This is a genomic window from Phenylobacterium sp., from assembly GCF_036402295.1.
Classification (GTDB): Bacteria; Pseudomonadota; Alphaproteobacteria; order Caulobacterales; family Caulobacteraceae; genus Phenylobacterium.
This window is the reverse complement of the sequence record NZ_DASWTE010000152.1, coordinates 1-21,954: the sequence shown is the minus strand read 5'-3', so window position 1 is coordinate 21,954 and position 21,954 is coordinate 1. Positions and strand designations below refer to the sequence as shown.

General features: G+C 70.3%; 20 protein-coding genes and 2 pseudogenes. 7 read left to right on the top strand and 15 right to left on the bottom strand.

Annotated features, from left to right (window positions below; all coding sequences use genetic code 11):
- The 4 genes and pseudogenes from VGD44_RS09760 to VGD44_RS09745 form a co-directional block, all read right to left on the bottom strand.
- Window positions 1-317: pseudogene (locus tag VGD44_RS09760) on the bottom strand (nitrate ABC transporter, permease protein); the annotation flags it as partial.
- A 10-nt stretch (window positions 318-327) separates the two neighbouring features.
- Complete coding sequence (locus VGD44_RS09755) at window positions 328-1,602, bottom strand: CmpA/NrtA family ABC transporter substrate-binding protein (RefSeq protein WP_331086368.1); 1,275 nt, start codon at window positions 1,600-1,602, stop codon at window positions 328-330.
- Window positions 1,603-1,614: 12 nt separating this feature from the next.
- Window positions 1,615-3,045 (bottom strand): alginate export family protein, encoded by a 1,431-nt coding sequence (locus VGD44_RS09750; protein ID WP_331086366.1) that lies wholly within the window; start codon window positions 3,043-3,045, stop codon window positions 1,615-1,617.
- 272 nt (window positions 3,046-3,317) lie between these two features.
- A complete protein-coding gene (locus tag VGD44_RS09745; RefSeq protein ID WP_331086364.1) occupies window positions 3,318-3,800 on the bottom strand; it encodes a MarR family transcriptional regulator in 483 nt (160 codons plus the stop codon).
- A gap of 148 nt (window positions 3,801-3,948) precedes the next feature.
- Here VGD44_RS09745 and VGD44_RS09740 point away from each other — a divergent pair, with 148 nt between their 5' ends.
- From VGD44_RS09740 to VGD44_RS09730, 3 genes are all read left to right on the top strand, one after another.
- A complete protein-coding gene (locus tag VGD44_RS09740) occupies window positions 3,949-4,344 on the top strand; it encodes an Ohr family peroxiredoxin (protein WP_331086362.1) in 396 nt (131 codons plus the stop codon).
- A gap of 63 nt (window positions 4,345-4,407) precedes the next feature.
- On the top strand, window positions 4,408-4,854 hold the full coding sequence (locus VGD44_RS09735; protein WP_331086359.1) for a DUF6130 family protein: 447 nt from the start codon (window positions 4,408-4,410) through the stop codon (window positions 4,852-4,854).
- Window positions 4,855-4,953: 99 nt separating this feature from the next.
- Window positions 4,954-5,937, top strand: a complete 984-nt coding sequence (locus VGD44_RS09730) for an NADP-dependent oxidoreductase (RefSeq protein WP_331086357.1) — start codon at window positions 4,954-4,956, stop codon at window positions 5,935-5,937.
- 96 nt (window positions 5,938-6,033) lie between these two features.
- Here the strand turns inward: VGD44_RS09730 and VGD44_RS09725 are convergent.
- Window positions 6,034-6,441 (bottom strand): annotated as a pseudogene (locus VGD44_RS09725) (nitroreductase family protein); the annotation flags it as partial.
- A 346-nt stretch (window positions 6,442-6,787) separates the two neighbouring features.
- Between VGD44_RS09725 and VGD44_RS09720 the strand changes: the two are divergent.
- Window positions 6,788-8,566 (top strand): AMP-binding protein, encoded by a 1,779-nt coding sequence (locus VGD44_RS09720; protein WP_331086355.1) that lies wholly within the window; start codon window positions 6,788-6,790, stop codon window positions 8,564-8,566.
- A complete protein-coding gene (locus VGD44_RS09715; RefSeq protein WP_331086353.1) occupies window positions 8,563-10,104 on the top strand; it encodes an acetolactate synthase large subunit in 1,542 nt (513 codons plus the stop codon). The genes VGD44_RS09720 and VGD44_RS09715 overlap by 4 nt, the downstream gene beginning before the upstream one ends.
- Window positions 10,105-10,199: 95 nt before the next feature.
- Here VGD44_RS09715 and VGD44_RS09710 read toward each other — a convergent pair whose 3' ends face one another.
- Both VGD44_RS09710 and VGD44_RS09705 read right to left on the bottom strand, forming a co-directional pair.
- Window positions 10,200-10,958 carry a hypothetical protein gene (locus VGD44_RS09710; protein ID WP_331086351.1) on the bottom strand — a complete coding sequence of 253 codons (759 nt, stop codon included), beginning with the start codon at window positions 10,956-10,958 and terminating at the stop codon, window positions 10,200-10,202.
- Between the two features lie 147 nt (window positions 10,959-11,105).
- Window positions 11,106-12,932 (bottom strand): ATP-binding protein, encoded by a 1,827-nt coding sequence (locus tag VGD44_RS09705; RefSeq protein WP_331086349.1) that lies wholly within the window; start codon window positions 12,930-12,932, stop codon window positions 11,106-11,108.
- A 378-nt stretch (window positions 12,933-13,310) separates the two neighbouring features.
- Here VGD44_RS09705 and VGD44_RS09700 point away from each other — a divergent pair, with 378 nt between their 5' ends.
- Window positions 13,311-14,141 (top strand): hypothetical protein, encoded by an 831-nt coding sequence (locus VGD44_RS09700; protein WP_331086347.1) that lies wholly within the window; start codon window positions 13,311-13,313, stop codon window positions 14,139-14,141.
- A gap of 118 nt (window positions 14,142-14,259) precedes the next feature.
- Here VGD44_RS09700 and VGD44_RS09695 read toward each other — a convergent pair whose 3' ends face one another.
- From VGD44_RS09695 to VGD44_RS09680, 4 genes are all read right to left on the bottom strand, one after another.
- Complete coding sequence (locus VGD44_RS09695; protein ID WP_331086345.1) at window positions 14,260-14,550, bottom strand: DUF1330 domain-containing protein; 291 nt, start codon at window positions 14,548-14,550, stop codon at window positions 14,260-14,262.
- Between the two features lie 124 nt (window positions 14,551-14,674).
- Window positions 14,675-15,997, bottom strand: coding sequence for a hypothetical protein (locus VGD44_RS09690; protein WP_331086343.1), 1,323 nt, complete (start codon window positions 15,995-15,997; stop codon window positions 14,675-14,677).
- A 175-nt stretch (window positions 15,998-16,172) separates the two neighbouring features.
- Window positions 16,173-16,631: an NfeD family protein gene (locus VGD44_RS09685; protein ID WP_331086341.1), complete on the bottom strand. Its 459-nt coding sequence runs from the start codon at window positions 16,629-16,631 to the stop codon at window positions 16,173-16,175.
- Window position 16,632: 1 nt separating this feature from the next.
- Window positions 16,633-17,586 (bottom strand): SPFH domain-containing protein, encoded by a 954-nt coding sequence (locus VGD44_RS09680; RefSeq protein ID WP_331086339.1) that lies wholly within the window; start codon window positions 17,584-17,586, stop codon window positions 16,633-16,635.
- 109 nt (window positions 17,587-17,695) lie between these two features.
- Here VGD44_RS09680 and VGD44_RS09675 point away from each other — a divergent pair, with 109 nt between their 5' ends.
- Window positions 17,696-18,268 (top strand): hypothetical protein, encoded by a 573-nt coding sequence (locus VGD44_RS09675; RefSeq protein WP_331086337.1) that lies wholly within the window; start codon window positions 17,696-17,698, stop codon window positions 18,266-18,268.
- A 122-nt stretch (window positions 18,269-18,390) separates the two neighbouring features.
- Here the strand turns inward: VGD44_RS09675 and VGD44_RS09670 are convergent, their stop codons facing one another.
- The 4 genes from VGD44_RS09670 to VGD44_RS09655 all read right to left on the bottom strand — a co-directional run.
- Entirely contained in the window at window positions 18,391-19,299 is a 909-nt protein-coding gene (locus VGD44_RS09670) for an SDR family oxidoreductase (RefSeq protein ID WP_331086335.1), read from the bottom strand.
- A 26-nt stretch (window positions 19,300-19,325) separates the two neighbouring features.
- The gene (locus VGD44_RS09665; protein WP_331086333.1) at window positions 19,326-20,267 is read right to left on the bottom strand and encodes an alpha/beta hydrolase; all 942 of its coding nucleotides are present in this window, start codon (window positions 20,265-20,267) and stop codon (window positions 19,326-19,328) included.
- Between the two features lie 125 nt (window positions 20,268-20,392).
- Window positions 20,393-21,295, bottom strand: coding sequence for a LysR substrate-binding domain-containing protein (locus tag VGD44_RS09660; protein WP_331086331.1), 903 nt, complete (start codon window positions 21,293-21,295; stop codon window positions 20,393-20,395).
- 73 nt (window positions 21,296-21,368) lie between these two features.
- Window positions 21,369-21,954: ankyrin repeat domain-containing protein (locus VGD44_RS09655; RefSeq protein ID WP_331086329.1), on the bottom strand; the 586-nt coding region annotated here is incomplete at its 5' end.

The following is a 21,954-nucleotide window of genomic DNA, read 5'->3' as shown; positions in this document are numbered from 1 at the left end:
GTGAGCGCGTGCCAGAACAGGCCCTTGTCGACCCCGCCCCGGTCGAAGAACGGATTGAGGATCAGCTCCCGCGACTCCAGCCAGATGGTGGCCGGGGCCGGCAGGCCGCCAGGCTGCGACCCGCTCATTCCCTGCCAGAGCAGCAGGATGACGGCGAGGGTCACCAGCGGCGGCAGCACCGCGTGGGCGACGCGCCGCAGGCCCGCGATGGCGCGATCGCCCCCGGGGGACTTGGCGCGCGGCAGGATCAGCACCTCGGCGGCGGGTTTGGCGACAGACGCTGGCGGCGTGTCGTCCGAATAGGCGGGCAGGCTCATCGGACCCTCCTCAGGCGAGCTTCTTGATCGGCTGGCTGGCCAGGTATGCAGCCGGGTTGGCCGGATCGAACACCTTGCCGTCGAAGAACCGCTCGGGGCCGCGGCTGTCGGAAGCCGGCGCGGCCACGCCCAGCGCCTTGGCGGCGGCGCGCCAGATGTCGGCGCGGTTCACCTTGTTCACCAGAGCGGTCTTGTTCGTCGACTGCGGCAGCACGCCCCAGCGGACGTTCTCGGTGACGAACCACAGATCGTGCGACTTGAAGGGGAACGAGGCGTTGTCCGCCCAGAACTTCATCACGTGCGGCGAACCCTTCACCGTGCGGCCGTCGCCGAAGTTCACGGTGCCCTGCAGGCGGGGCAGGATGTCGCCGATCGGCACGTTGATGTACTGCCGACCCGAGACGACGGAGCACATCGCCGGCCGGTTCGCCTGCTTGTCGCACCACATCTGGGCTTCCATCACCGCCATGGTCAGGGCCTGGGCCGCGCGCGGGTGGCGCGCCACCCAGTCGGCGCGCATACCGAGGCACTTCTCCGGGTGGTTCATCCAGATCTCGGACGTGAGGCAGGCCGTGTAGCCCACTCGCTGGTTCACCAACTGGCCGTTCCATGGCTCGCCGACGCAGAACGCGTCCTGCGTACCGGCCTTCATGTTGGCCACCATCTGCGGCGGTGGGATCACGATGGTCGAGACGTCGACGTCGGGATTGATCCCGCCCGCCGCCAGCCAGTAGCGGACCCAAAGGTCGTGCGTGCCGCCCCGGAACGTCTGGGCCACCTTGGCGATGTTCCCGGCGGCCTTCATCTGCGCGAACTTCGCCTTCGCGCCCGCCGAGTTCAGGCCCACCTTCACGGCCTTCAGGTCGTTGCCGACGCTGATGCCCTGGCCGTTGGTATTGAGGCGGGCCAGGATGCTCATCGGCACAGGCTTGCCGATGTTGACGCCCGCAGTGAACTGGTAGGGCATGGGCGTGAGGATGTGCGCCCCGTCGATCCCGCCGCCACCCGACCCGAGGGCCAGGTTGTCGCGGGTGCCGCCCCAGGAGGCCTGCTTGAGCACCTCCACGTCGGGCATGCCATACTTGGCGAAGAGGCCGCGCTCCTTGGCGATGATCAGCGGTGAGGCGTCGGTCAGGGCGATGAAGCCCAACCGGGCCTTGGCCGTCTCGGGCCCCGGCCCGGCGGCGAAGGCGCCGGACGGCAGGGCGGCCTTGGCGGCGGCGAGGGTCGCGGCGGCGGCGGTCAGCGCGCCGCGGCGGGTCATGGCGTTCGAGTTCGCAGTCATGTGCGGCGTTCCTCAGAGCTTGTATTCGAGGGTGAACCAGACCTTCGTCCGGCTGGGCGGGGGCGCGGCTGTGCCCACGGGGACGCGGGTGTCGCGTTCGAAGTCGGCGTACTTGATCGCCGCGCTGAGCTTTGGGTTGATGGTCCCGACGACCTGGGCGTTCCACTCGTGGCCCAGGTGCGCGCCCGTCCGCTCGGCCCAGAAGTCGTGGTAGCGCACCAGGACGTCGAGGTTGAACAGGTAGGTCCATTTCCACCTGGGCTTCACGTTGAGGGTGAAGTTCAGGTCCTCGATGCCGTCGACGAAGCCCTTGTTGCCGCCCAACGGCTGCACGAAGGCGTCCGACCATCCCTGGAAGGCGTGGACCGTGGCGAGTGGGGTCGTGAACCCACGGGTCCCATTGCCCTCCAGGGACTCGAACGAGACCTTGGCCGTGTAGATGTCGAAGGTCCCGGCGAGGTCCACGGCCCAATAGTCGAGGTCGTAGTCGGGCGTGTTGCCGTTGTAGTCGGACTGGTGGGCGTAGGTGGCGTTGTAGGCGAGCTGGTAGAGCCCGATCCACCTCTTGCCCGAGGCCTTGATCCCCTTGGTGATCGACGAGTTGGCGGGCGAGTTGCCGAAGTCCAGCGCGTAGACGAAGCCCTGCAGCCTGAGTTGCTCGGCCGGCGACCAGGTGAGCTGGGCCAGGTGGGTATCCGAGTCCCAGTCCCGCGCTTCGCCCAGGATGCGGTTCACGTGGCTGACATAGGCGTAGAACAGCTTGAAGCGGCCGTAAGCCAGATCGGCCCGCGCCGCGTCGAACGTCTGTTCGTCCTGCCGCCAGCCGACGTTGCCGATGAAGCGCTGGTCGTCGATCAGGATGCGCTGGCGGCCGACGGTGACCTGCGCCATGGCGTTCGGCGTCCAGGTGAGCTGCAGTCGGTTCAGCTCGGTGACGTCAGGATCGTTGATGATCGGATACTTCGCCTTGGCCGCGCCGTTCAGCGGCGGCGTGGTCGCGCCGGGAACCTGCACCTGGAAGTGCTCGGGCCCGATCTGGCGGACGTCCTCGAACTCGACCAGGCCCTTCAGGCCGTTCCAGTCGCCCGTCTCCCAGCCCAGGCGGGTGCGGGCGGTGAAGGCCTCGCCGTTCTCGGTGAGCACCGCGGTCCGCTTCTGGTCGACGAACTCGTAGCGCGCGCGCACTTCGAACAGCAGCTTGCCGCCGGCGATCGCGTCGCTGATCGTCGGCGCAGGCGTGGGTTCCGGCGGCGCGGCGGGCGCCGGCTCCGCGACCGTTTCAGGCTCGGCGGGCGCCTCGGCCGCAGCGATGTCGTCGCTGGCCGGCGGCGCCGTGGCTTGCGCCGCGTCGGGCGTCACCTCCTGGGCGGCGGCGGCCCCGGCGCAGGCCAGCACCGTCCCTGCGGCGCTGGCCATGGCCAGCGCCCTCTTCAGTCTCTGCATGTCTATCCCCCGAAAACGAAAAACGTCCGCGCGGGGTGAGGAGCCCCGTGCGGACGTCGGTGTCCGTGAAACGCCGGCGCTCTCGCAGCGCCCGTTCGGCCTGTCGGCCGCCCGCTGGACGTCATTGCCCCGCGGGTTCGACCGGACGATCCGCCCGCGTCGCCCGGCCGGCAATGACTTGATGCTGCAGCGCGACGGAAACCGCCGCTACGCCCTCGCTTTGCTCAACGCGTGGGCGCCGCCTGATTGTGCGGCGCACAAAACTCGGGCGGCTAAGCCCCCTGCCCCCCCGGCAGCCGCCCCTCGCGCACCGCGCCCAACAGGTTGTCGCGCAGCGCCACCACGGCCTGCTGCACCTTGGAGAAATCGTCGCCCAAGCCCGAGGCGTCCCTCAGGCTGAGGTCATAGGCGCGCTCGCGCAGCTTGCGCCCCTGGGCGGTAAGACTGACCCGCACCACGCGCTCGTCGGCCAGGTCGCGCTGGCGGCTGACCAGACCCAGGGCCTCCAGCTTCTTCAGGATCGGGGTCAGTGTGTTCGACTCCAGAAACAGCTTCTCGCCCAGGCCATGGACGGTCTGATCGTCTTCCTCGAAGAGCGCCACGACGGCGATGAACTGGGTGTACGAGGTCAGCCCCAGCGCCTCGAGCACGGGCTTGTAGGCCCGCCCGTACGCTAGGTTGGCGGTGTAGATCGCAAAGCAGAGGAAGTCGCCCAGCTTGGCGGCGGTCGCGTCGGGATCAGGCTTTGACGGCATGGCGGCGGTTCTCACGCAGGGGTGATCGTTCGCCACACATATAAATCGTATCCGATTAAATCGGAAGGCCTTGATTCGGTCGGATGCGCCAGCTATATCGCTCGCTACCGATTAATTCGGCTACGATGCACAATCGAAGGACCTCCCCATGACCGCCAAGACCGTCTTCTCCGGAACGACCCACAACACCCCCGGCGCGAACGGCGCCGCCGTCAGCAGCGACGGCTTCCTGGACCTCAAGCTCAGCCAGCCGCACCCGGCCGCCGAGAACCTCTTCGGCGCCGCCTGGTCGGCCTGCTACCAGGGCGCCATCGAGATCGTCGCCGCCCAGCGCAAGATCACGCTCCCCGAAGACCGCTTCGTCGACGCCCGCATCGACCTGAACCTCGACGGCGGCGCCTACGTCCTGGCGGCCCGCCTCGACGTCGGCCTGCCGGGCCTGGACCGCGATGTGGCCGAAACCGTGATCCACGCAGCCCACGAGATCTGCCCGTACTCGAAGGCCGTCCGCGGCAACATCGCCGTCGAGACAAACCTCATCTGACCCCGCGAAGGCGGCCGGCCTCCCCGCCGGCCGCCATCCGCCCCTTCCCCGAAGAGAACCCGCATGACCCGTTTCCTGAAGACCCTCGCCCCGCTCGCCGTCGCCCTGGCGGCCAGCGCCCTGGCCCCGGCCGCCGTCGCCGAGGTCGCGCGCACGCCGTTCCTGCCGCTCGCCAGCGAGGCCCCGGCGAAGCTGATCGTCGACCCGCCGATTCCCGAGCGCCTCGCGGCCGGCGCCGTCCTCATCCCCTACCGCACCGAGAACTTCCGCATCCTGCCGGTGTTCGGCGCGGACGCGGTCGACGTCTCCCCGCGCGCCGGCCACCTGCACGTCACCGTCGACGACCTGCCCTGGCACTGGGCCGACGCCGGCGCCAACAACACCATCGTCGTGGTCGGCCTGCCGCCCGGGTCGCACAAGGTGCTGATCGAGCTCGCCGACCCGGCCCACAAGGTCATCGCCGGCCAGGCGGTCACGTTCAACGTGCCGGCCGCAGCCCACAGCCACTGAGGCGATCTTCCCCGGAGGGCCGTCCATGCAGCGGCCCTCCCCGCGGCTGCGCTGCCCGTGCTACGACCGCCCGCGAACCCCCACATCCGCGAGCGCCGCATGACCCAGTCCCGCCAGATCCATCTCGTCCGCCGTCCGCAGGGCATGCCCCGCGCCGACGACTTCGCCGTCGTGCCGGTCGAGACCCCCGACGCCGCCGAGGGCCAGGTGCAGCTGCAGGCGCTGTTCGTGTCGGTCGATCCCTACATGCGGCCGCGCCTCGACGCCGACCAGCCGCTCGACGCGCCCATGCTGGGCAGCGGCATCGCCCGCGTCGTCCAGTCCCGCCACGCCGACTTCAAGGAAGGCGACCTCGTCCGCCACTTCAGCGGCATGCAGGAGCGCTTCGTCTCCGACGGCCGCGGCCTGCAGAAACTCACCCCCGACCCGGCCCTGCCGCTCAGCGTCTACATGCATGCCCTCGGCGGCACCGGGATCACGGCCTACGGCGGCCTGCTCGAGGTGGGCGCGCTGAAGGACGGCGAGCAGGTGTTCGTCTCCACGGCCGGCGGCGCGGTGGGCTCGGTCGTGGCCCAGATCGCCAAGATCAAGGGCTGCCGCGTGGCCGGCTCCACCGGCTCGGACGACAAGGCCGCCTGGCTGCGCGACGTGGCCGGCCTCGACGCCGTCATCAACTACCACAAGCAGCCCCTGGCGAGCGCGCTGCGCGAGGCCATGCCGAACGGCATCGATGTCTATTTCGAGAACGTGGGCGGCGAGCAGCTCGACGCGGTCCTCCCCCGCATGAACGTCCGCGGCCGCATCCCGGTCTGCGGGATGATTTCCACGTACAACGGCGAGCGCGCGGGCGTGAAGAACCTCTCCAGCATGATCTACAGCCGCGTGCGCATGGAGGGCTTCGTCGCCAGCGACTTCCCGCACCTCAACGCCCAGTTCCAGACCGACATGACCGGCTGGCTGAAATCGGGCCAGATCAAGTACCAGGAGACCATCCTCGACGGCTTCGAGCGCGCCCCCGAGGCCCTGGTCGGCCTGTTCGAGGGCAAGAACGCCGGCAAGATGCTGGTCCGCGCGGCGGAGTAGCGCGCCGCAGGCCCAGTCGATTTGCCCGCGGAAGCACGCGGACAGGCGCGGATGCACAGCGTCTCGGTCCGCGTCTTTCCGCGTGCTTCCGCCGTGGATCGCGCGGTCGTAGGTCACCACCACCGACACCGGCGCGTCGAACTGGCGGAAGCCGCGCAGCACCCAGTCCTGCCGCGCCGGCTTGTCGTCGCGGGCGATGCCCATGCCGCCGAACAGCTGCTTGGCGATCTCGATCTGCCGCTCGCGGTGCGCGCCCTCGTAGCCGCCGTGGCTGCGGAACTCGCGGCTGTCGGGCACGCCCGCCAGGTTGCGCTCGGTGTTGCCGGCCCGGATCCGGTCCAGCGGCTCGCCCGACACCACGTAGAGGTTCCAGGGCTGGGTGTTCAGCGACGACGGCGCCCGCATCGCCATGGCGATCACGTCCCTGATCACCGCCTTCGGCACCGGCTCCTGCTTGAAGCCACGGATGCTTCGGCGCCCGAGGACCACCTCGTCGTAGGTCATGGCCGGCGGTGTCATGCGATGCTCGGAAAGGCGTCGAAGCCCTCCTAGCGCGATGCCGATGCGTCAACCAACAGCCGCGCACTTCTGCCGAAACAGCAGAACACCTATGCGAAAATGGGCAGTGCCGCGGCGCGATCGAGCCTCTATTTGAACGGGCGACAACGGAGTTTCCCCATGAACGTCGCCCTTGCCCTCGTGACCTTCGGTGGCGCCATCGTCCTGGCGATCCCGACCCTCGGCCCCCTGCTGCTCGCCGGCTTCTAGGCCGCTTCACGGAACCCGCGCGCGCCGCGTTTCCGCGCGGGCGGGCTTCCCTTTCGGCGGCCGCGCCCGTAACGGTCGGCCCATGGACGCCGAGCTTTCCGTCGCCAACGCCCCGTTCCGCGATCCCCGCTATGCGCCGCGCCGCCTCGAGGTCGAGCACCGCGCCGGCGGCGAGATGGTGCTGACCAACCCGACGCCGTACTCGCGCGAGTTCGAGACGACCACCGCCGCACTCGCCCACTGGGCCCAGGCCGCGCCCGACCGCATCTGGTTGGCCGAGCGGTCCGGCGAGGGCTGGCGCGCCGTCACCTTCGGCGAGGCCTGGCAGCGGATCGCGGCCCTGGCCGGCGGCCTGCGCGAGCTGGGCGTCGTCGGCGACCGGCCGCTGCTGATCCTGGCGCGCAACCACATCGAGCACGCGCTGATCGCCTATGCCGCCATGGGCCAGGGCATGCCCGTGGCGCCGGTCTCGCCGCAGTACGGCCTGCCCGGCGCGAACCTGACCCGGCTGGCCCACGCTTGCCAGGCGCTGAACCCCGCCGCCGTGTTCACCGAGGACGCCGCCCTGTTCGCCGATGGCCTGGCCGCCGAGGTCCTGGCCGGCCTGCCGGTGATCGCCGCCGCCAACGCCCGGCCGGGCGACGTCACGCTCGAGCGCCTCTACGCCGCCGCCCCGGCCCTGCCGACGGCCACACCCGACCAGCACGCCAAGTACCTGCTGACCTCGGGTTCGACCGGCCTGCCCAAGGCGGTGATCAACACCCACCGCGGCATGAGCACCAACGCCGCCCAGATCACCGCCTGCTTCGACGATCCCGACCCGCCCATCATGGTGCACTCGGCGCCCTGGAGCCACAGCCTGGGGGCCAACGCGATCCTGCACTACTCGGCGCACCGCGGCGGCTCGCTCTACATCGACGCCGGCCAGCCGACCGCCGCACGGTTCGGCGAGACGGTGCGCAACCTGCGCGAGGTGTCGCCCACCTACCAGAACATGGTCCCGGCCGCCTGGATGCTGTTCGCCGAGGAGTTGGAGCGGGACGACGACCTCGCCCGCGCCTTCTTCTCCCGCGTGCGCCTCTTGCAGTACGGCGGGGCGGCGCTCAGCCAGGCCTATGGCGACCGCATCCAGGCCGTCGCGGTCCGCACGGTGGGCGAGCGCATCTCGTTCGGCTCGGGCTATGGCGCCACGGAAACCGGCCCCACCGCCTCCAACGTCCACTGGCCGAACGCGCGCATGGGGCTGATGGGCCTGCCGTTGCCGGGCACGTCGGTGCGGCTGCTGCCCGAGCACGGCAAGCTGGAGTTTCGGGTGAAGGGCCCGCAGGTTTCGCCCGGCTACCTGGGCCAGCCCGAGCTGTCGGCGGCGGCCTTCGACGACCAGGGCTACTACCGGCTGGGCGACGCCGCCCGCCTCGCAGACCCCGCCGATCCCTCCGCCGGCCTCGTCTTCGACGGCCGCATCTCCGAGAACTTCAAGCTGGTCACCGGGACGTTCGTCGTGGTCAGCGACCTGCGCCTGGGCGTCCTGGGCGCCGTCGGCGGCGCGGTCACCGACGCCGTGGTCTGCGGCGAGAACCGCGACCGGATCGGCCTGCTCTTCTATCCGAACCCCACGATGGACCGGGCGGCCATCGCGGACGCGGTGCGCGCCGGGGTCACCGCCTTCAACGCCCGCGCCAAGAGCGCCGGCGGCCGCGTGGCCCGCGCCCTCGTCCTGCCCGACGCGCCCGACGCCAACGCGGGCGAGATCACCGACAAGGGCTACATCGCCCAGAGCATCGCCCGCACCCTGCGGGCCGAAGCCACCGAGCGGCTCTTCGCCGATCCCACTCCCTCCGACGTCCTGGAGTTCGCATGAACGGCGCCGACGCCCTGATCACGACCCTGGTGGCCAACGAGGTCACCGCCTGCTTCGCCAATCCCGGCACGTCCGAGATGCAGTTCGTGGCGGCGCTCGACGGCGTGCCGGCCATGCGTCCGGTGCTCTGCCAGTTCGAAGGCGTGGCCACCGGCGCCGCCGACGGCTACGGCCGCATCGCCGACAAGCCGGCCTGCACCCTGCTGCACCTGGGCCCGGGCTACGGCAACGGCGTCGCCAACCTGCACAACGCGCGCCGCGCCTACACGCCGATCGTCAACGTCATCGGCGACCACGCGACCTACCACCGCCAGTACGACGCGCCGCTGAACTCCGACATCGCCACCCTGGTGAAGCCGAACTCCATCTGGACGAAGTCCGCTGACAGCCCCGAGAGCGTCGCCAGCATCACCGCCGAGGCCGTGGCCGCCAGCTACGGCCCGCCCGGCGGCCCGGTCAGTCTGATCCTGCCGGCGGACAGCGCCTGGCTCCCGGCTGAGGGCGAGGTGGTGATCGCCCAGAAGCCCGTGCGCCCCGCGCCCGCCGGCGACGCGATCGACGCCGCCGCCCGCGCCATCAAGGCGGCGAAGAACCCGGTCGTCCTGCTGGGCGGCCAGGCCTGCCGCGCCGAAGCGCTGAAGGAAGCCGCCCGCCTCCAGGCCGCCGGCGTCACCGTCTACACCGACACCTTCGTCGCCCGTCAGCCGCGCGGCGCCGGCGGCTTCATGCCGAAGAAGATGCAGTACTTCGGCGAGATGGCGCTGAAGGAACTGGAGGGCGTCGACCTCATGGTGTTCGCCGGCACGACCCTGCCGGTCGCCTTCTTCGCCTACCCCAACCGGCCCAGCGTTCTGGTCCCCGAGGGTTGCGCGACCTTGACCCTCTCCGAGCGCGGCGAGGACTCGGTCGCCGGCCTCGCCGCCCTGGCCGACGCCCTGGGCGCGCCGAAGCAGGGCCCGACCCAGGCGCTGGCGCTGCCCGACGCCGCGCCGGCCGGCAAGCTCACCGCCTATGGCGTCGGCGCCGCGATCGGCCGGCACATGCCGCAAGGCGCGATCATCTGCGACGACGCGGTGACCTCCGGCGCTGGCGTGGCGGCCGGCACGGCCGCGGCGCGTCCGCACGAGGTGCTGGCCCTGACCGGCGGCGCCATCGGCATCGGCCTGCCGCTCGCGGTCGGCGCTGCGGTGGCCGCCCCCGACCGCAAGGTGCTGAGCCTGAACGGCGACGGCGCGGCGATGTACACGATCCAGGCCCTGTGGACGATGGCCCGCGAGAACCTCGACATCACCGTCGTGGTGTTCGCGAACTACACCTACCGGATCCTGAACGTGGAGATGGAACGGACCGGCGCCGGCAAGGCGGGCCCCTCGGCCAAGAAGCTGCTCGACCTGGGCGGCCCCGACATCGACTTCGTCGCCGTCGCCAAGGGCCTGGGCCTCCCGGCCGTGAGCTGCTCGACCGCCGAGGACTTCGACAAGGCCTTCGCCGGAGCCATGGCCCAGAAGGGCCCGATGTTCATCGAGGCGAAGATCTAGCGCGGAACGCGAGGCGACGGCGCGCTCTCTGCGAAATCCCCAACGGCTGTCATCCCGGTTTCGCCAAGGCGAAGACGGGATGACAAGCTTTGAGTTCAATACCCTGTGCCGCCGGGCATGCGCTGGCCGGGGGCCAGGCGTTCCCAGGGCGGGATGTAGGGTTCCGGTGGGGGCTCGGGCGACGGATCGGGCGGCGGTTCCGCCAGCGGTTCCGGTGGCGGCGCCTCGGCGATCGGGGCGTCGTCTCCCCTCCCCCTTGCGGGGAGGGGCCGGGGGTGGGGGTGCGCGACCGTGGGCTCAGCGTCGACACCCCCACTCCCAACCCTCTCCCCGCAAGGGGGAGAGGGCTCTGGCTCGGGCTCGTCGTCGCGGTCGCCCAGGCCGATGTCGTCGGCCAGGCGCTGGATGAGGGTGTCGATGGGGGTCTCGAGGAAGTCGGGGTCTTCGGAGAGGTCGGTGAGGCGGCCCTCGACGTCGTCGAACCAGTCGTGGGCCTCGCCATCCTCGTATTCGTCCCAGAGGACGCGCTCGAAATGACGCAGGACGCGGCCGCGCTTGACGCCAACGGCGTCACGCTTGGTGCGCTCGGCCTCGGCGCGGACGCCCTCGGCGCGCTTGCGGGCGTCGTCGGCCTTGCGCGCCTCCTCGCGGTCGAACCGCTGCTTCATGGCGATGGTCTGGCGCAGGTTGCGGCAGGCGCGCTGGAGAGTCCGGCCGGCGCGTTCGAAGGCCTCGAAGTCCTCAGCCGCCTTCTGCCGCTGGCCCGCCTCGACGACGGACTCCAGGCACACCTCGGCCATCACCGACAACATGGCGTCGATGCGTTCCGCCGTCAGGACCGGAGGCGCCGTCATTGGAACAAATGTAGAACATTGGGTGCGCAAAGTCAAGGTTTTGGCGCATCCTTGCCTCCCCCGCGAAACGGCGGAAGGCTAGGTCTGCTCGCGATCCGTCGCCGAAGTCGGTACGTGCTCAAGCAGGACGGGCGGCTCCTTTGCCGCTCAGCGGCCGATGGCGGCCAAGCTCGCGTCCCTGGAAGGCGCGGCCTGCACGGCCTGAATGGCCTCGTAGAGGGCGCGCAGGTCGATCGGCTTGGGCACAAATCCGTCCATGCCGGCGGCCAGGTACTCCTCCACCTGGTGCGACATGGCGTTCGCGGTCAGGGCGATGATCGGGGTGCGCGGCCGGCCGAGCTCAGCCTCTCGGGCGCGGATGGTGCGGGTGGCGGTCAGGCCGTCCATTCGCGGCATCTGGATGTCCATGAGGATCAGGTCGAAGCCGCCGCTGGCCCAGGCCTCCACCGCCTGTTCGCCGTCGTCCACCATGGTGGCCTCCACGCCGGCGGGTCCGAGCAACGCCATCAGCACCTGCTGGTTGGTGGGGTTGTCCTCGGCGGCCAGAACCCTGAGGGCGCCGGCGTCCTCGGGCGCCTGCGGCTCAGCGGCCCCCGGGATGACGGACTGAGGTGCGGCTGCGCGCACCTTGACGAGCGGCAGCGTGACCAGGAAGCGCGAGCCGCGGCCGAGCTCGCTCTCGACGTGGATCGCGCCGCCCATCAAGGCGCACAGGTCCCGGCAAATGGCCAGGCCCAGGCCTGTGCCGCCGTAACGGCGGGTGGAGGAGGGATCGGCCTGCTCGAACTTGCGGAAGAGCCGCTCCAACTGCGCCGGCTCGATGCCCGCGCCGGTGTCCTCCACGGTCATCCGCAGGCCCCCGGGCACGGTCGCGATCGAGATGTGGACCTCGCCCTCCTCCGTGAACTTCAGGGCGTTGGAGATCAGGTTGTAGAGGATCTGGCGAAGCCGCGTAGGGTCGCCGAGATAGGTCCCGCGGGCGGCCGGGTCGATGCGGAGCCTGCAATCCAGCCCCTTCTGGGCGGCCAGGGCGCTGAACGAGTCGTGCGCCCCGCGGACCAGGTCGGCCAGGTCGAACTCGATGCTCTCCAGTTCCAGCTTGCCGGCTTCGACCTTGGACAGGTCGAGGATGTCGTTGAGGATCGCCAGCAGCGACTGGCCCGACTCCCGGATGACGGTGAGCCGGCCCAGCTGCGCGGGACTCAGGGCCGGATCGGCGGCGAGCGCCTGGGTCATCCCCAGTATGCCGTTCAAGGGCGTGCGGATCTCGTGGCTCATGATCGCAAGGAAGGCGCTCTTGGCATGGTTGGCCGCCTCGGCCTCAGCTTTCGCCTCGGCCAGGGCCTCGAAGCTCAAGTCGCCGTCGGCCGCGGTGATCGGTGACGGACGACGCGGCGCCGGCGCGGGGCGAGGCGCCGGAAATGGTCCGGGCGCGACGGCGCAGCCAGCGACCAGCATCCGACCGGCCTGCCCGGCAGCGAGTCCGGTGAGGATCAGCAGGACGCCCTGATGCAGGATGTCGGCCTGGGGCCACAGCACGACGGCGAACAGGGGTGTGGCCAGCGCCGGAAGCGAGGGGATGAGCAGCAGGCGCGAGCCGATGCGCTGCGTCGCCACATGGAACAGCAGCGCAGCGAAGAAGCTCATGGCGGTGGCCTGGCCGAGCGGCCCTCCGGCCAGCCAGAGGATCACGCCCGCGGCGCTCCAGGTCGCGGTGATCAGGAACTGCAGGACGAGGACGCCGATCGTCGGCAAGGCTGCCGGTGCGTCGTCGGCCACGAGCGGTTCGCTAACGCGGCGCAGGACCTCCTCGAACGCCATGGCGGTCGCCACCCAGCCCAGCGCCACGCGCCAGTCCGCATGTGCCGCCAGCAGCACGCCCATGCCGGCCGCGAGCGCCATCCGCAGGGGCCATTGCTGCAGATCGCGCCTCAAGACAGACAGGAACCGGTCGTCGAGCACCGCGGGCGCCATCACGTGCATCATGGCGGACAGGCTAGGCCGTCGTGCCGAAGCGTCTGTTAAGCAAGGAGGTGAACGCGGGCCTGTCAGACCTCGTGAATTCCAGGCGTCTGGGGCGTGCGCCCTGGCATCCAGGAGGGCCGCTTTCCATCTTTCTCAGACGTCGGCGGCGTCCGCCGTCAGGCTCGTCAGGGAAGGTCCGCCGGGCGGGAGCACGAAGACGGCTTCCGACCCCTTGCCGACGTTCGGAGCGTCCGCTGCACGATCAAGCGGGACGTTTGCTTGCGGGTGTTCCATCCCCGTGCGACACCCTGCGATCGTTGCCGTCGAGAACGGAACAGCCATTCCGGGGGCAAAGGAATGGGACGTTACAAACCATATGCAGCGGAGTTGCTGCTCGTCCTGTTCACCACGGTCGTGGGCGTGCTGGGCTTTTGGGACATCTATGCAGGGCCCAGGGCGGATCCGCAGCCGCACCATTACCTACACGTGGGCACCATCTTCGGCTGGATGGGGCTGCTGCTTGCCCAGATCTCGCTTCTGGTGCGCGGCGAATGGGCGAGCCACCGCCGACTTGGCCTTGCCGTCTTGTTTGCCGGGCCACTGCTGGCGGCATCGGCGGCCCTGCTCACGGTGCACAGCGCCCGTTCTGCCCTCGCCTCGGGCGAGGAAGACTTTCTCATCGTCCAGAATGTTCTCGGCACCCTCTGGCTAGCGCTGATCCTGTTCATGGCTTTCGCGCTCAAGAAGCGGAGAAAACTGCATGGCGCTTTGCTCTCCAGCACGCTCATTCTTTTCCTCGGCCCGGCCCTATTCTTCACGTTGATCGCATTTGCCCCGCCTTTCCGCATTGAGGGTCCGGAGACTTTCTACCGCTTCGAAACGGCGGTCAGGACTGGGCTGGGTATTATCCTGCTCATCGTGCTGCTCCTCTTCGCTAAGGATCGACGCAACAATTGGCCTTATCTGTTCGCCGCCGCGTCGTACCTCCTCGGCGAGGTCAGCAAAGCCATGCTGGTGCGCCTGGACCTGATCGACTCCCTGACCCGCGCCGTAGCTACCCCGAGCGAATTGGCCGCCTTCATCATCGCTCTAGCGATCATGTTGGCACTGCTGGTGTGCACGGTGCTTCCGGCAACTCCGCGGATGGGCCTGAGAGAGGTGGCCTCTCGTGAGGCCCGCGTCGATGCGGGCGGGCCACCAAACAACAGGACCGCCTAGGCATCGCCGACAGCAGCTGAATAAATCACAGCACACCACACGTCTGCTCCCCACCCCTCGCGGGCGGTCAGCGGGTCCGCTTCCTGGCCTGCCGGCGTAGGTCGTTGGAAAGGAAGATCTACCCCAGCCCTTCCGCCAGGATCACGCGGTAGTCCGCGCCCTTCAGCCGATGCTCCTTGGCCTCCTGATAGGCCGGGCTGTCGTACCAGGCCTTGGCGGCGGCGGTGTCGGGGAACTGCAGCAGCACCACGCCCTCGGCCGGGTCGCCCTCCAGCACCTCCAGCGGGCCGTAGTAGGCGAGCGGGGTGATCTTGTGGTCGCCGCGGGCGGCGCCGGCCTTCTGGCTGTAGACCTTCAGCGCCTCGGCATCCTTGGTGCTGTTCTTGATGAAGATGACGTAGGCGGGCATCGCGGCGCTCCAAAGGGGTGGGTCGCGGGAGAACCTCCAGGCTTCCGCCACGTCTGCCAAGAGCCGCCACGAAAAAGGCCCGTGGATCGCTCCGCGGGCCTTCGTCGTCAGACTGTGGCGAACCTTAGGTGTTGCCGGGCAGCTTGCAGTTGCCGGCGAAGGCGCAGCCCACCGCCTGGACCGCCGAGACGGTCGGGGTGGACTGGTACTCGATCATATAGCCCTTCAGCTTGTCGGCGCAGGCCACTTCCACGTAGGTCGTGCCCTTCTCAGTCTTGCCGACCACGCGGCTGTTGGAGACCTCGCAGGAGTTGTAGTTGAACTTCTTGAGGTCGGCCGTCAGCGAGCCGTAGCCGGTGTTGTCCGTGCCCAGCGAACACTTGTAGCCCGCCACCGGGGCGCGGCCGCAGTCGACGACCTGGCCCTTGGCGCCGGCCGGGAAGATGCCGATGGCGCCGGGGCCGCCCTTGCAGACCATCTCGACCACCTCCTCACGCGGGTTCCTTGTCGGGAACAGCGCGTACTTTTCGACGTCGCACTTGCCGCCCGCGTTCGCGGCGAGGCGGGTGTAGAGCGCGGCTTGATCGCTCTGGGCCTGGCGCGCGTCGGTGAGCGTGCAGCCGCCCAGGATCGCGGTGGCCTTGGCGCACTCGTAGGTCTCGGTCAGCGCGCCCGTGGAGGCGACCTTGTAGATGTAGCCCTTGCCGTCCTGGCACGAGGCTTCGAAGAAGGTCGAGTTGTCCTTCGACACGCCGACGAAGCGCTTGTCCTTCACGGTGCAGCCGTTGTTGGCCTGGGCGGCGTACTTGTCGACCACCGCGATGCGGGCGGCCTTGTCGCCGAACGCGCACTTAATGTTGGTCTCGGCCTCGTCGTACATCAGGCAGCTCTGCACCTGGGCGGGCTTCGCGGCGTCGAACGGCACGCTGGCCACGACGATGTAGCCCGTGCCGCCCTGGCAGGCGACTTCGACGTAGGTGTTGGACTTGGTCTGGCCGATGCCGCGCGCTTGCTCGGGCAGGCACTCGAAGCCGGCGGTCTTGACCATCGTCGCCAGCGCGGCCTTCGGGTCCGAGTTGCCCGGCAGCAGGCACGGCGCGGACGGCGGCTGGCCCGGGGCCGGCGGCGTGTTGGCCTCGATGCAGCTGTAGATGGTGGGGGCGCCTTCGGCCGGGGCCTGCAGCACATATCCCATCGCGCCCGGCGCGCAGGCGACCTCGTAGTAGTTGGTCTTGGTTTTCTTGTCCTCGCCGATCTTGCGGGCGTCGGACAGCTGGCACGGCACGCTGGCCGCCGTGATGACAGCAGGCGCCTCGGCCATCCCCGCCTTGCGTGCGGCGTCGGTCACCGCGGGGGCGGCTCCCTTCTTCTGCGAGACGGCGGCCGCCGGCGTCAGCGTCGCCGCCAGCAGCACCATCACAAGCCCGATTGCTTTGGGCGTCTTCACCGTTGTCATCTCCTGGACTTTTGCTTCCCTCAGGCCAAGACCCTCGGGTCATGGTTTTGGCGCTATAAGCGATATGAACTGTGCGGGGTCAAGCTGGCTCACGAAACGGGCCGAAGTGTGACGCCTTTCCAAGGACTTAGGCCCGCCCCAACAGGCGTCGCCGTAGCGGCCTCCGTCAGGTCCGGCGCACCTTCAGCCGCGCGCCTTGGACGCCCACCACCTCGACCCTGGCCCCGGCTTCCAGCGCCTCGCCGTCGTCGAGCTCGGCGGCCCATTCCTTGCCGTCGATGAAGACGCGGCCGTTGCGGCCGATGAACGCCTGCGCCGCCGCGCCGTGGTGGCCGACGAGCCGGGCGACGTTGTCGTTGATGTCGCCGCCCGCCGCCGCGACCTGCCGCGGAAGGTAGCGCCGCGCGAGCAAGGTCGAGGCGATGGTCAGCGCCGCGAACGCCAGGATCGCCGTGGCGGTCGTGGGCTCCAGCAGGGCGACGATCACCCCGGTCACGGCCGCCGACGCCGCGGCCCAGAGCAGCCAGCCCGAGCCGGTGGCCACCTCGACGGCGAGCAGCGCCGCCGCCAGCGCCGCCCAGGCCCAGAACGGCTGGTCGGCGACGATTCCGAGTATCGAGTCCATGTCAGGCTCCCGTTCGGCCACGGGCTGCGGCGGGCGGGCGCGATGGCCCGTCGGCGTTGATGGCCTTCACCAGCTCGCCGATGCCGCCCACGGTGCCCACCAGGGCGCCCATCTCGGCCGGCACGATGACTGTCTTCTGCTGCGGGCTGCGGGCCAGCTCGGCGAACGCCTCCACGTATTTCTGGGCCACGAAGTAGTTGATGGCGTTGACGTCGCCGGCGGCGATGGCGTTCGACACCATCTCGGTCGCCTTGGCTTCGGCCTCGGCCTCGCGCTCGCGGGCCTCGGCGTCGCGGAACGCGGCCTCGCGGCGGCCTTCGGCTTCCAGGATCGCCGCCTGCTTCGCGCCTTCCGCGCGCGCGATCGCGGCGGACTTCTCGCCATCGGCCTCGGTGATCACCGCGCGCCGCTCGCGCTCGGCCTTCATCTGCCGGGCCATGGCGTTGGTGATGTCCGGCGGCGGCGTCAGGTCCTTGATCTCGATGCGGGCGGCCTTCACGCCCCATGGACCAGTGGCCTCGTCGATGACGTTCAGGAGCCGGGTGTTGATGGCGTCGCGCTGCGACAGCACCTCGTCCAGCTCCAGCGAGCCCACCACGGTGCGCAGGTTGGTCATCGCCAGCTGCTGGATGGCGTAGTTCAGGTTGTCGACCCGGTAGGCCGCGGCCGCGGCGTCCATCACCTGGATGAACACGATCGCGTCCACCTGCACGCCGACGTTGTCGCGGGTGATCACCTCCTGGCGCGGCACGTCCAGGACCTGCTCCATCATGTTCACCCGGCGGCCCACGCCCTCGACGAACGGCGTCAGGAAGCTGATCCCCGGCTTCAGGGTGCGCGTGTAGCGCCCGAACCGCTCGACGGTGAACTCGCGGCCCTGCGGCACGATCTTGATCGCCCCGAACGCCACGATCAGAGCCAGCACCAGAAAGACGCCGGCGACGATCATGCCCATGTTAGCCCTCCCAAACCTGGGCGCGAGCTTAGCGAGGCCTCGCGTCCGCCGCCACGGAAACCGGATGGCCACGCTCGCGCCGAAATCGCGGGTCTGTTAGCGGTCCGACATGTCGCTCCGCGCCCTCCTGATCCTGCCTGCCGCCCTCGCCTGCCTCGCCGCCGCGCCCGCCCAGAAGGCGCCTGCGACCAAGGCGCCGGCGGCGAAGGCTCCGCCCGCCAAGGCCCCGCCGGCGAAGGCGGCGCCGCTGACCGGCCCGTTCGACGCCACCAACCCGCAGGCGCTGATGGATCTACTAGGTCAGGCCGGCGCCAAGGTGCAGACCAATCGGCGCGAGGCGGACGCGGTGTTCGTCGCCGTGAGCTCGCCGGCCGCGTCGTTCTCGATGCAGTTCGCCGGCTGCAATCCGCAGGGTCGCGCCTGCCGCGCCGTGCTGCTGGACGGAGCCCTGGAGCGGGGTCCCGCGACGTCGGCCCAGGTCAACGCCTTCAACCAGACGTCGGTGATGTGCCGGCTCTACCAGGACAACGCCGGCGCCCCGCACATCCTCTACTCGGCGATCCTCTTCAAGACGATGAGCCGCGACGACGCCTCGACCCACCTCTTCGCCTGGCAGGGCTGCCTGGCCGACGGCCGCGACTTCATGCGCGACCCCGTCGCCTACCTCGCCAACGCGGCCTGACGGCGACCCGCATCCGATCCGGACCGACGCGCCGTACTGTTGCGGCCGCGCCCTCCCGGGCCCGCCGGCGCGGCTCCGATCCTGGCAGTGACCGCCAACACGCTGGCCTCCCAGCTCGAGACCTACGCCGACGCCGGCATGGACGACTGCGTCGCCAAGCCCATCGACATGGCCGAGCTGCCCGCCAAGATCCTCGCCTGGTCGGAGGCCGGCCGCGCGGCGGCCTGAGGCCGCGGCGACCGGTAGCGTTCGGCGGGAACCGAGGCCGACAGGTGGTCCGACATGGCGCGCCGCGCAGCCTCGTAGGCGTCCCATTCACCGCCGTCCGCCAGCGGCGGGATGGTCACGACCTCGCCGAGGTCGAACCCCGCGAGCGCCGCATCGACCATGGCATCGGCGTCCATCACCCACTCACTGGGCAGGTGCTCGACCGGCAGGCCGGCCGCGTCCCAGAACGCGGTCGAGGTGGCGCCGGGCAGCACGGCCTGCACGCGGACGCCCTTGTCGGCCAGCTCGTGCTGCAGCGACTGGCTGAAAGCCAGCACGAAGGCCTTGCTCGCCCCGTACACGCCGTTGAGGGTCTCGGGCGAGAGGGCGACGATCGAGGCGATGTTGATCAGGCCGCCCCGGCCCCGCGCTACGAAGCCCGGTACGGCGGCGTAGGTCAGCCGCGTCAGCGCCACGGCGTTCAGCGAGATCATCCGGGTCATCTGGTCGACGTCGGACTCCAGCAGCGGCGCGACGGCGCCGACGCCGGCGTTGTTGACCAGGAGCGTGATGGCGGGGTCCGTCCGCAGGCGATCTTCCACGCGCGCCAGGTCGGCGGCGTCCTCGAGGTCGGCGGCCAGGGTCTCGACCGAGCGTCCGGTCTCGTGGGCCAGCCGGCCGGCAAGCTGCTGCAGCCGGTCCCGGTTGCGGGCGACCAGGATCAGGTCGTAGCCGCGGCGGGCCAGGCGGTCGGCATAGATGGCGCCGATGCCGGACGACGCGCCGGTGATCAGGGCGACGCCCTTGGGGTCGGGGGAGGTCATTGTCAGTTTCCTTGTGAAGAAAGCGTTCAGCGGACCGAGGCGCGGATCTCCGCGATCGTCTGGGTCGGAGCCTGGAGGTGGGGGTAGTGGCCGACGCCGGGCAGCACGGTGAGCTCGGCGCCCAGCCTGGCGGCGAACTCGGCGCCCATCGCCTTGCCGATGTAGAGGTCGTCGCCGCCCCAGACGACCTTCACGGGCGTCCGCAGCTTCGAGAGGTTGGCCTCGAGGTGGTCCTGATCTCGCGTGAAGTGGGCGTAGTAGTGATAGAAGGCGTCGGCCGAGGTGATCGCGCCGTGGTTCCAGCCGGCGGCCATGTCGGCCTTGAACGCCGTCGACACCTCGAACTGCGCCTCTGCCGGCAGCCCGCGCCGGAACGCGTTCTCCAGGATATCGTCACGCTCGCGGTTCAACTGGACGCGGACCTCTTCGGACACCACGCCCGTCTTCAGGCGCTGCAGCCTTTCGTGCATGAGGCCGGGCCGGTCGAATGGCGCGAAGTCGCCCACGATGATCGAACGGGCGATATCGGGCTCGTCCAGGGCCAGCAACAGGGCCGGCAGGGCGCCGATGTCGGTCGCGTAGATCGTGAGCTTCGACCGGTCGATGCCGGCCTTGTCGATGTAGGCCTTCAGGACACGGGCGTAGTCCTTGGGCGCATAGGCGAAGCGGTCCGCGGCAGGCCGCGACGACAGCCCGAAGCCCGGCCAGTCGAAGGCGTGGACTTCGAAGTCCTCGCCCAGCGCCAGCGACACGTCGTTCCACGTCTGCAGCGTCTCGGGGAAGCCGTGGAGAAGGAGGACCACGCCCTTGGCGTCCGGGTTGCGGACGACCATGCGCCGCAGTGTGAGGTCGGCATCGGCGGCGATGTATCCGATCTCGACCTTGGGCTCGGAGGCGGCGTACGCCGGCGCGGCGGTGGCCGCGAGCAGCAGCGCGGCGGCCAGCATGTTGACGGAAAGGTCGGACATTTCGTGGCTCCTGGGGTCGCCGGAGCGGTCGGTTGAAGCTGTCCGGCGACGCGCAACATCTGCGCCCGCCCTCCGCCCGTCGGTAGGCGGCGAATGTGAGAGCCAGCCTCTCAGAGATGCGAGGGTCAGGCGGCGTCGAAGCCCGCGCAGGCGGCGCGCAGGCGCGGCGTCGCCCAGTCGAGGAAGGCGCGGACCTTGAGCGGCAGCGGCCCCTGCCGCGCGTAGACCAGGTGGATCGGCCGCGGCGCGTCGTCGTACTCGGCCAGGAGCCGCACGAGCGCGCCGGTCTGGATTTCGTCCGCCAGTTGGTAGTCGAACAGGCGCGCGATCCCGGCCCCGCCGATCGCCGCCGCGAGGTTGCTGGCCGCCGTCGTGACCGAGATCCGTGTCCGCGGCGTGGCGATCACGTCCGCGCCGTCGACGCGGTAGGCCCAGAACGTGCCCGGGTCGCCGAACAGGACCCCGTCGTGGTCCGGCAGCTCGCTGGGGTGGCCGGGCGTTCCGCGGCGTTCCAGATACCCCGGACTGGCGCAGGTGAGCAGGCGAAACTCACCGGTCTTGACGGCGTAGAGCCCGCTGTCGGCAAGGTGTCCGAGGCGGACCGCGACGTCCACGTGTTCATCGACCAGGTTCACCGCCCGATCGGCGGTGACGAGCTTCACGGTCACCTCGGGATATTCCGCCATGAAGCCCAGCACCACCGGCAGGACGTGGCGCGTGCCGAACTCGACCGACATCGTGACCGTCAGTTCGCCCCGCGGGGTCTTGTACTCGCCCGCCGCGCGCCGCTCAGCCTCGTCCAGGTCGGCGATGATCCGCCGCGCGGCCTCGACGTAGTCGCGGCCGGCGTCCGTCAGCTGGATGTTGCGGCTGGTGCGGACCAGCAGGCTCGCGCCCAGGTGCTTCTCCAGCTCGGCGACCTTGCGGCTGACGCTAGGCAGCGGCGCCTTCAGCAAGCGGGCGCCGGCCGACAGGCTGCCGGCGTCGACCACCGCAAGAATGACCCGCATCGCCTCGAGCCGATCCACCTGCCCCCGCCGACCTGCCGTTCGCCTCGCACCATAGAACCGATGCTAGGCCAGGTCTCCAAGCCCTCGGCCTTCATCGCTCGAGGCGCAGCGCCCGCTTGAGCTCGGCGTCGCCCGTCTCCGTCGCCAGGTCGCGCGCGGATTCGCCGGCGTCGTTCCGGTGGTCCAGGCTGGCGCCGCGCCGAACGAGGAGGGCGGCCGCCGCGGGGCGGTCGGCCCGGATGCTCAGCATCAGCGCGGTCTCCCCGTCGTCGTCCGGCGCGTCAACCGGCACACCCTGGTCCAGCAGCCGCGCCATTTCGGCGATCCGGCCGGCGGCGGCCGCCGCTCGCAGCCGTTCGGCCAGCGAGTCCAGAGCCCGCTCACGCCGCTCCTTGGCCGAGGGGCGCCGCGACTCGGTCACCACGAGCTCCTCGATGGTGGCCTGCGACTTCGCGGCCTCGGAGGCCCGCGGGGGGGCCGCGGGCGGCGCGGCGAGCCGACCGAACGGCTGGGACGACGGCGGCGGCGGCGGCGCCGGCCGGGCGATCTGTTCCGGCGGCGGAAGCGTCCGGACCACCGGCGCGTCCACCGTCTCGGCGCGTCGGAAGGAGCCCGTGACCACAACCTCGTCCGGCCGGGCCGCGGCCGGGGGCTCGGGCAGGCGACGAGCGCCCAGC

What these genes read in the sequence shown, in the direction of transcription:
- VGD44_RS09740 (WP_331086362.1), top strand. Translation starts at nt 3,949, where the DNA reads ATGACCGCCAAGACCGTCTTCTCCGGAACGACCCACAACACCCCCGGC.
- VGD44_RS09665 (WP_331086333.1), bottom strand. Translation starts at nt 20,267, where the DNA reads ATGTCCGACCTTTCCGTCAACATGCTGGCCGCCGCGCTGCTGCTCGCG.
- VGD44_RS09685 (WP_331086341.1), bottom strand. Translation starts at nt 16,631, where the DNA reads ATGGACTCGATACTCGGAATCGTCGCCGACCAGCCGTTCTGGGCCTGG.
- VGD44_RS09735 (WP_331086359.1), top strand. Translation starts at nt 4,408, where the DNA reads ATGACCCGTTTCCTGAAGACCCTCGCCCCGCTCGCCGTCGCCCTGGCG.
- VGD44_RS09755 (WP_331086368.1), bottom strand. Translation starts at nt 1,602, where the DNA reads ATGACTGCGAACTCGAACGCCATGACCCGCCGCGGCGCGCTGACCGCC.
- VGD44_RS09695 (WP_331086345.1), bottom strand. Translation starts at nt 14,550, where the DNA reads ATGCCCGCCTACGTCATCTTCATCAAGAACAGCACCAAGGATGCCGAG.
- VGD44_RS09705 (WP_331086349.1), bottom strand. Translation starts at nt 12,932, where the DNA reads ATGGCGCCCGCGGTGCTCGACGACCGGTTCCTGTCTGTCTTGAGGCGC.
- VGD44_RS09715 (WP_331086353.1), top strand. Translation starts at nt 8,563, where the DNA reads ATGAACGGCGCCGACGCCCTGATCACGACCCTGGTGGCCAACGAGGTC.
- VGD44_RS09710 (WP_331086351.1), bottom strand. Translation starts at nt 10,958, where the DNA reads ATGACGGCGCCTCCGGTCCTGACGGCGGAACGCATCGACGCCATGTTG.
- VGD44_RS09675 (WP_331086337.1), top strand. Translation starts at nt 17,696, where the DNA reads ATGTCGCTCCGCGCCCTCCTGATCCTGCCTGCCGCCCTCGCCTGCCTC.
- VGD44_RS09720 (WP_331086355.1), top strand. Translation starts at nt 6,788, where the DNA reads ATGGACGCCGAGCTTTCCGTCGCCAACGCCCCGTTCCGCGATCCCCGC.
- VGD44_RS09745 (WP_331086364.1), bottom strand. Translation starts at nt 3,800, where the DNA reads ATGCCGTCAAAGCCTGATCCCGACGCGACCGCCGCCAAGCTGGGCGAC.
- VGD44_RS09730 (WP_331086357.1), top strand. Translation starts at nt 4,954, where the DNA reads ATGACCCAGTCCCGCCAGATCCATCTCGTCCGCCGTCCGCAGGGCATG.
- VGD44_RS09680 (WP_331086339.1), bottom strand. Translation starts at nt 17,586, where the DNA reads ATGGGCATGATCGTCGCCGGCGTCTTTCTGGTGCTGGCTCTGATCGTG.
- VGD44_RS09670 (WP_331086335.1), bottom strand. Translation starts at nt 19,299, where the DNA reads ATGACCTCCCCCGACCCCAAGGGCGTCGCCCTGATCACCGGCGCGTCG.
- VGD44_RS09750 (WP_331086366.1), bottom strand. Translation starts at nt 3,045, where the DNA reads ATGCAGAGACTGAAGAGGGCGCTGGCCATGGCCAGCGCCGCAGGGACG.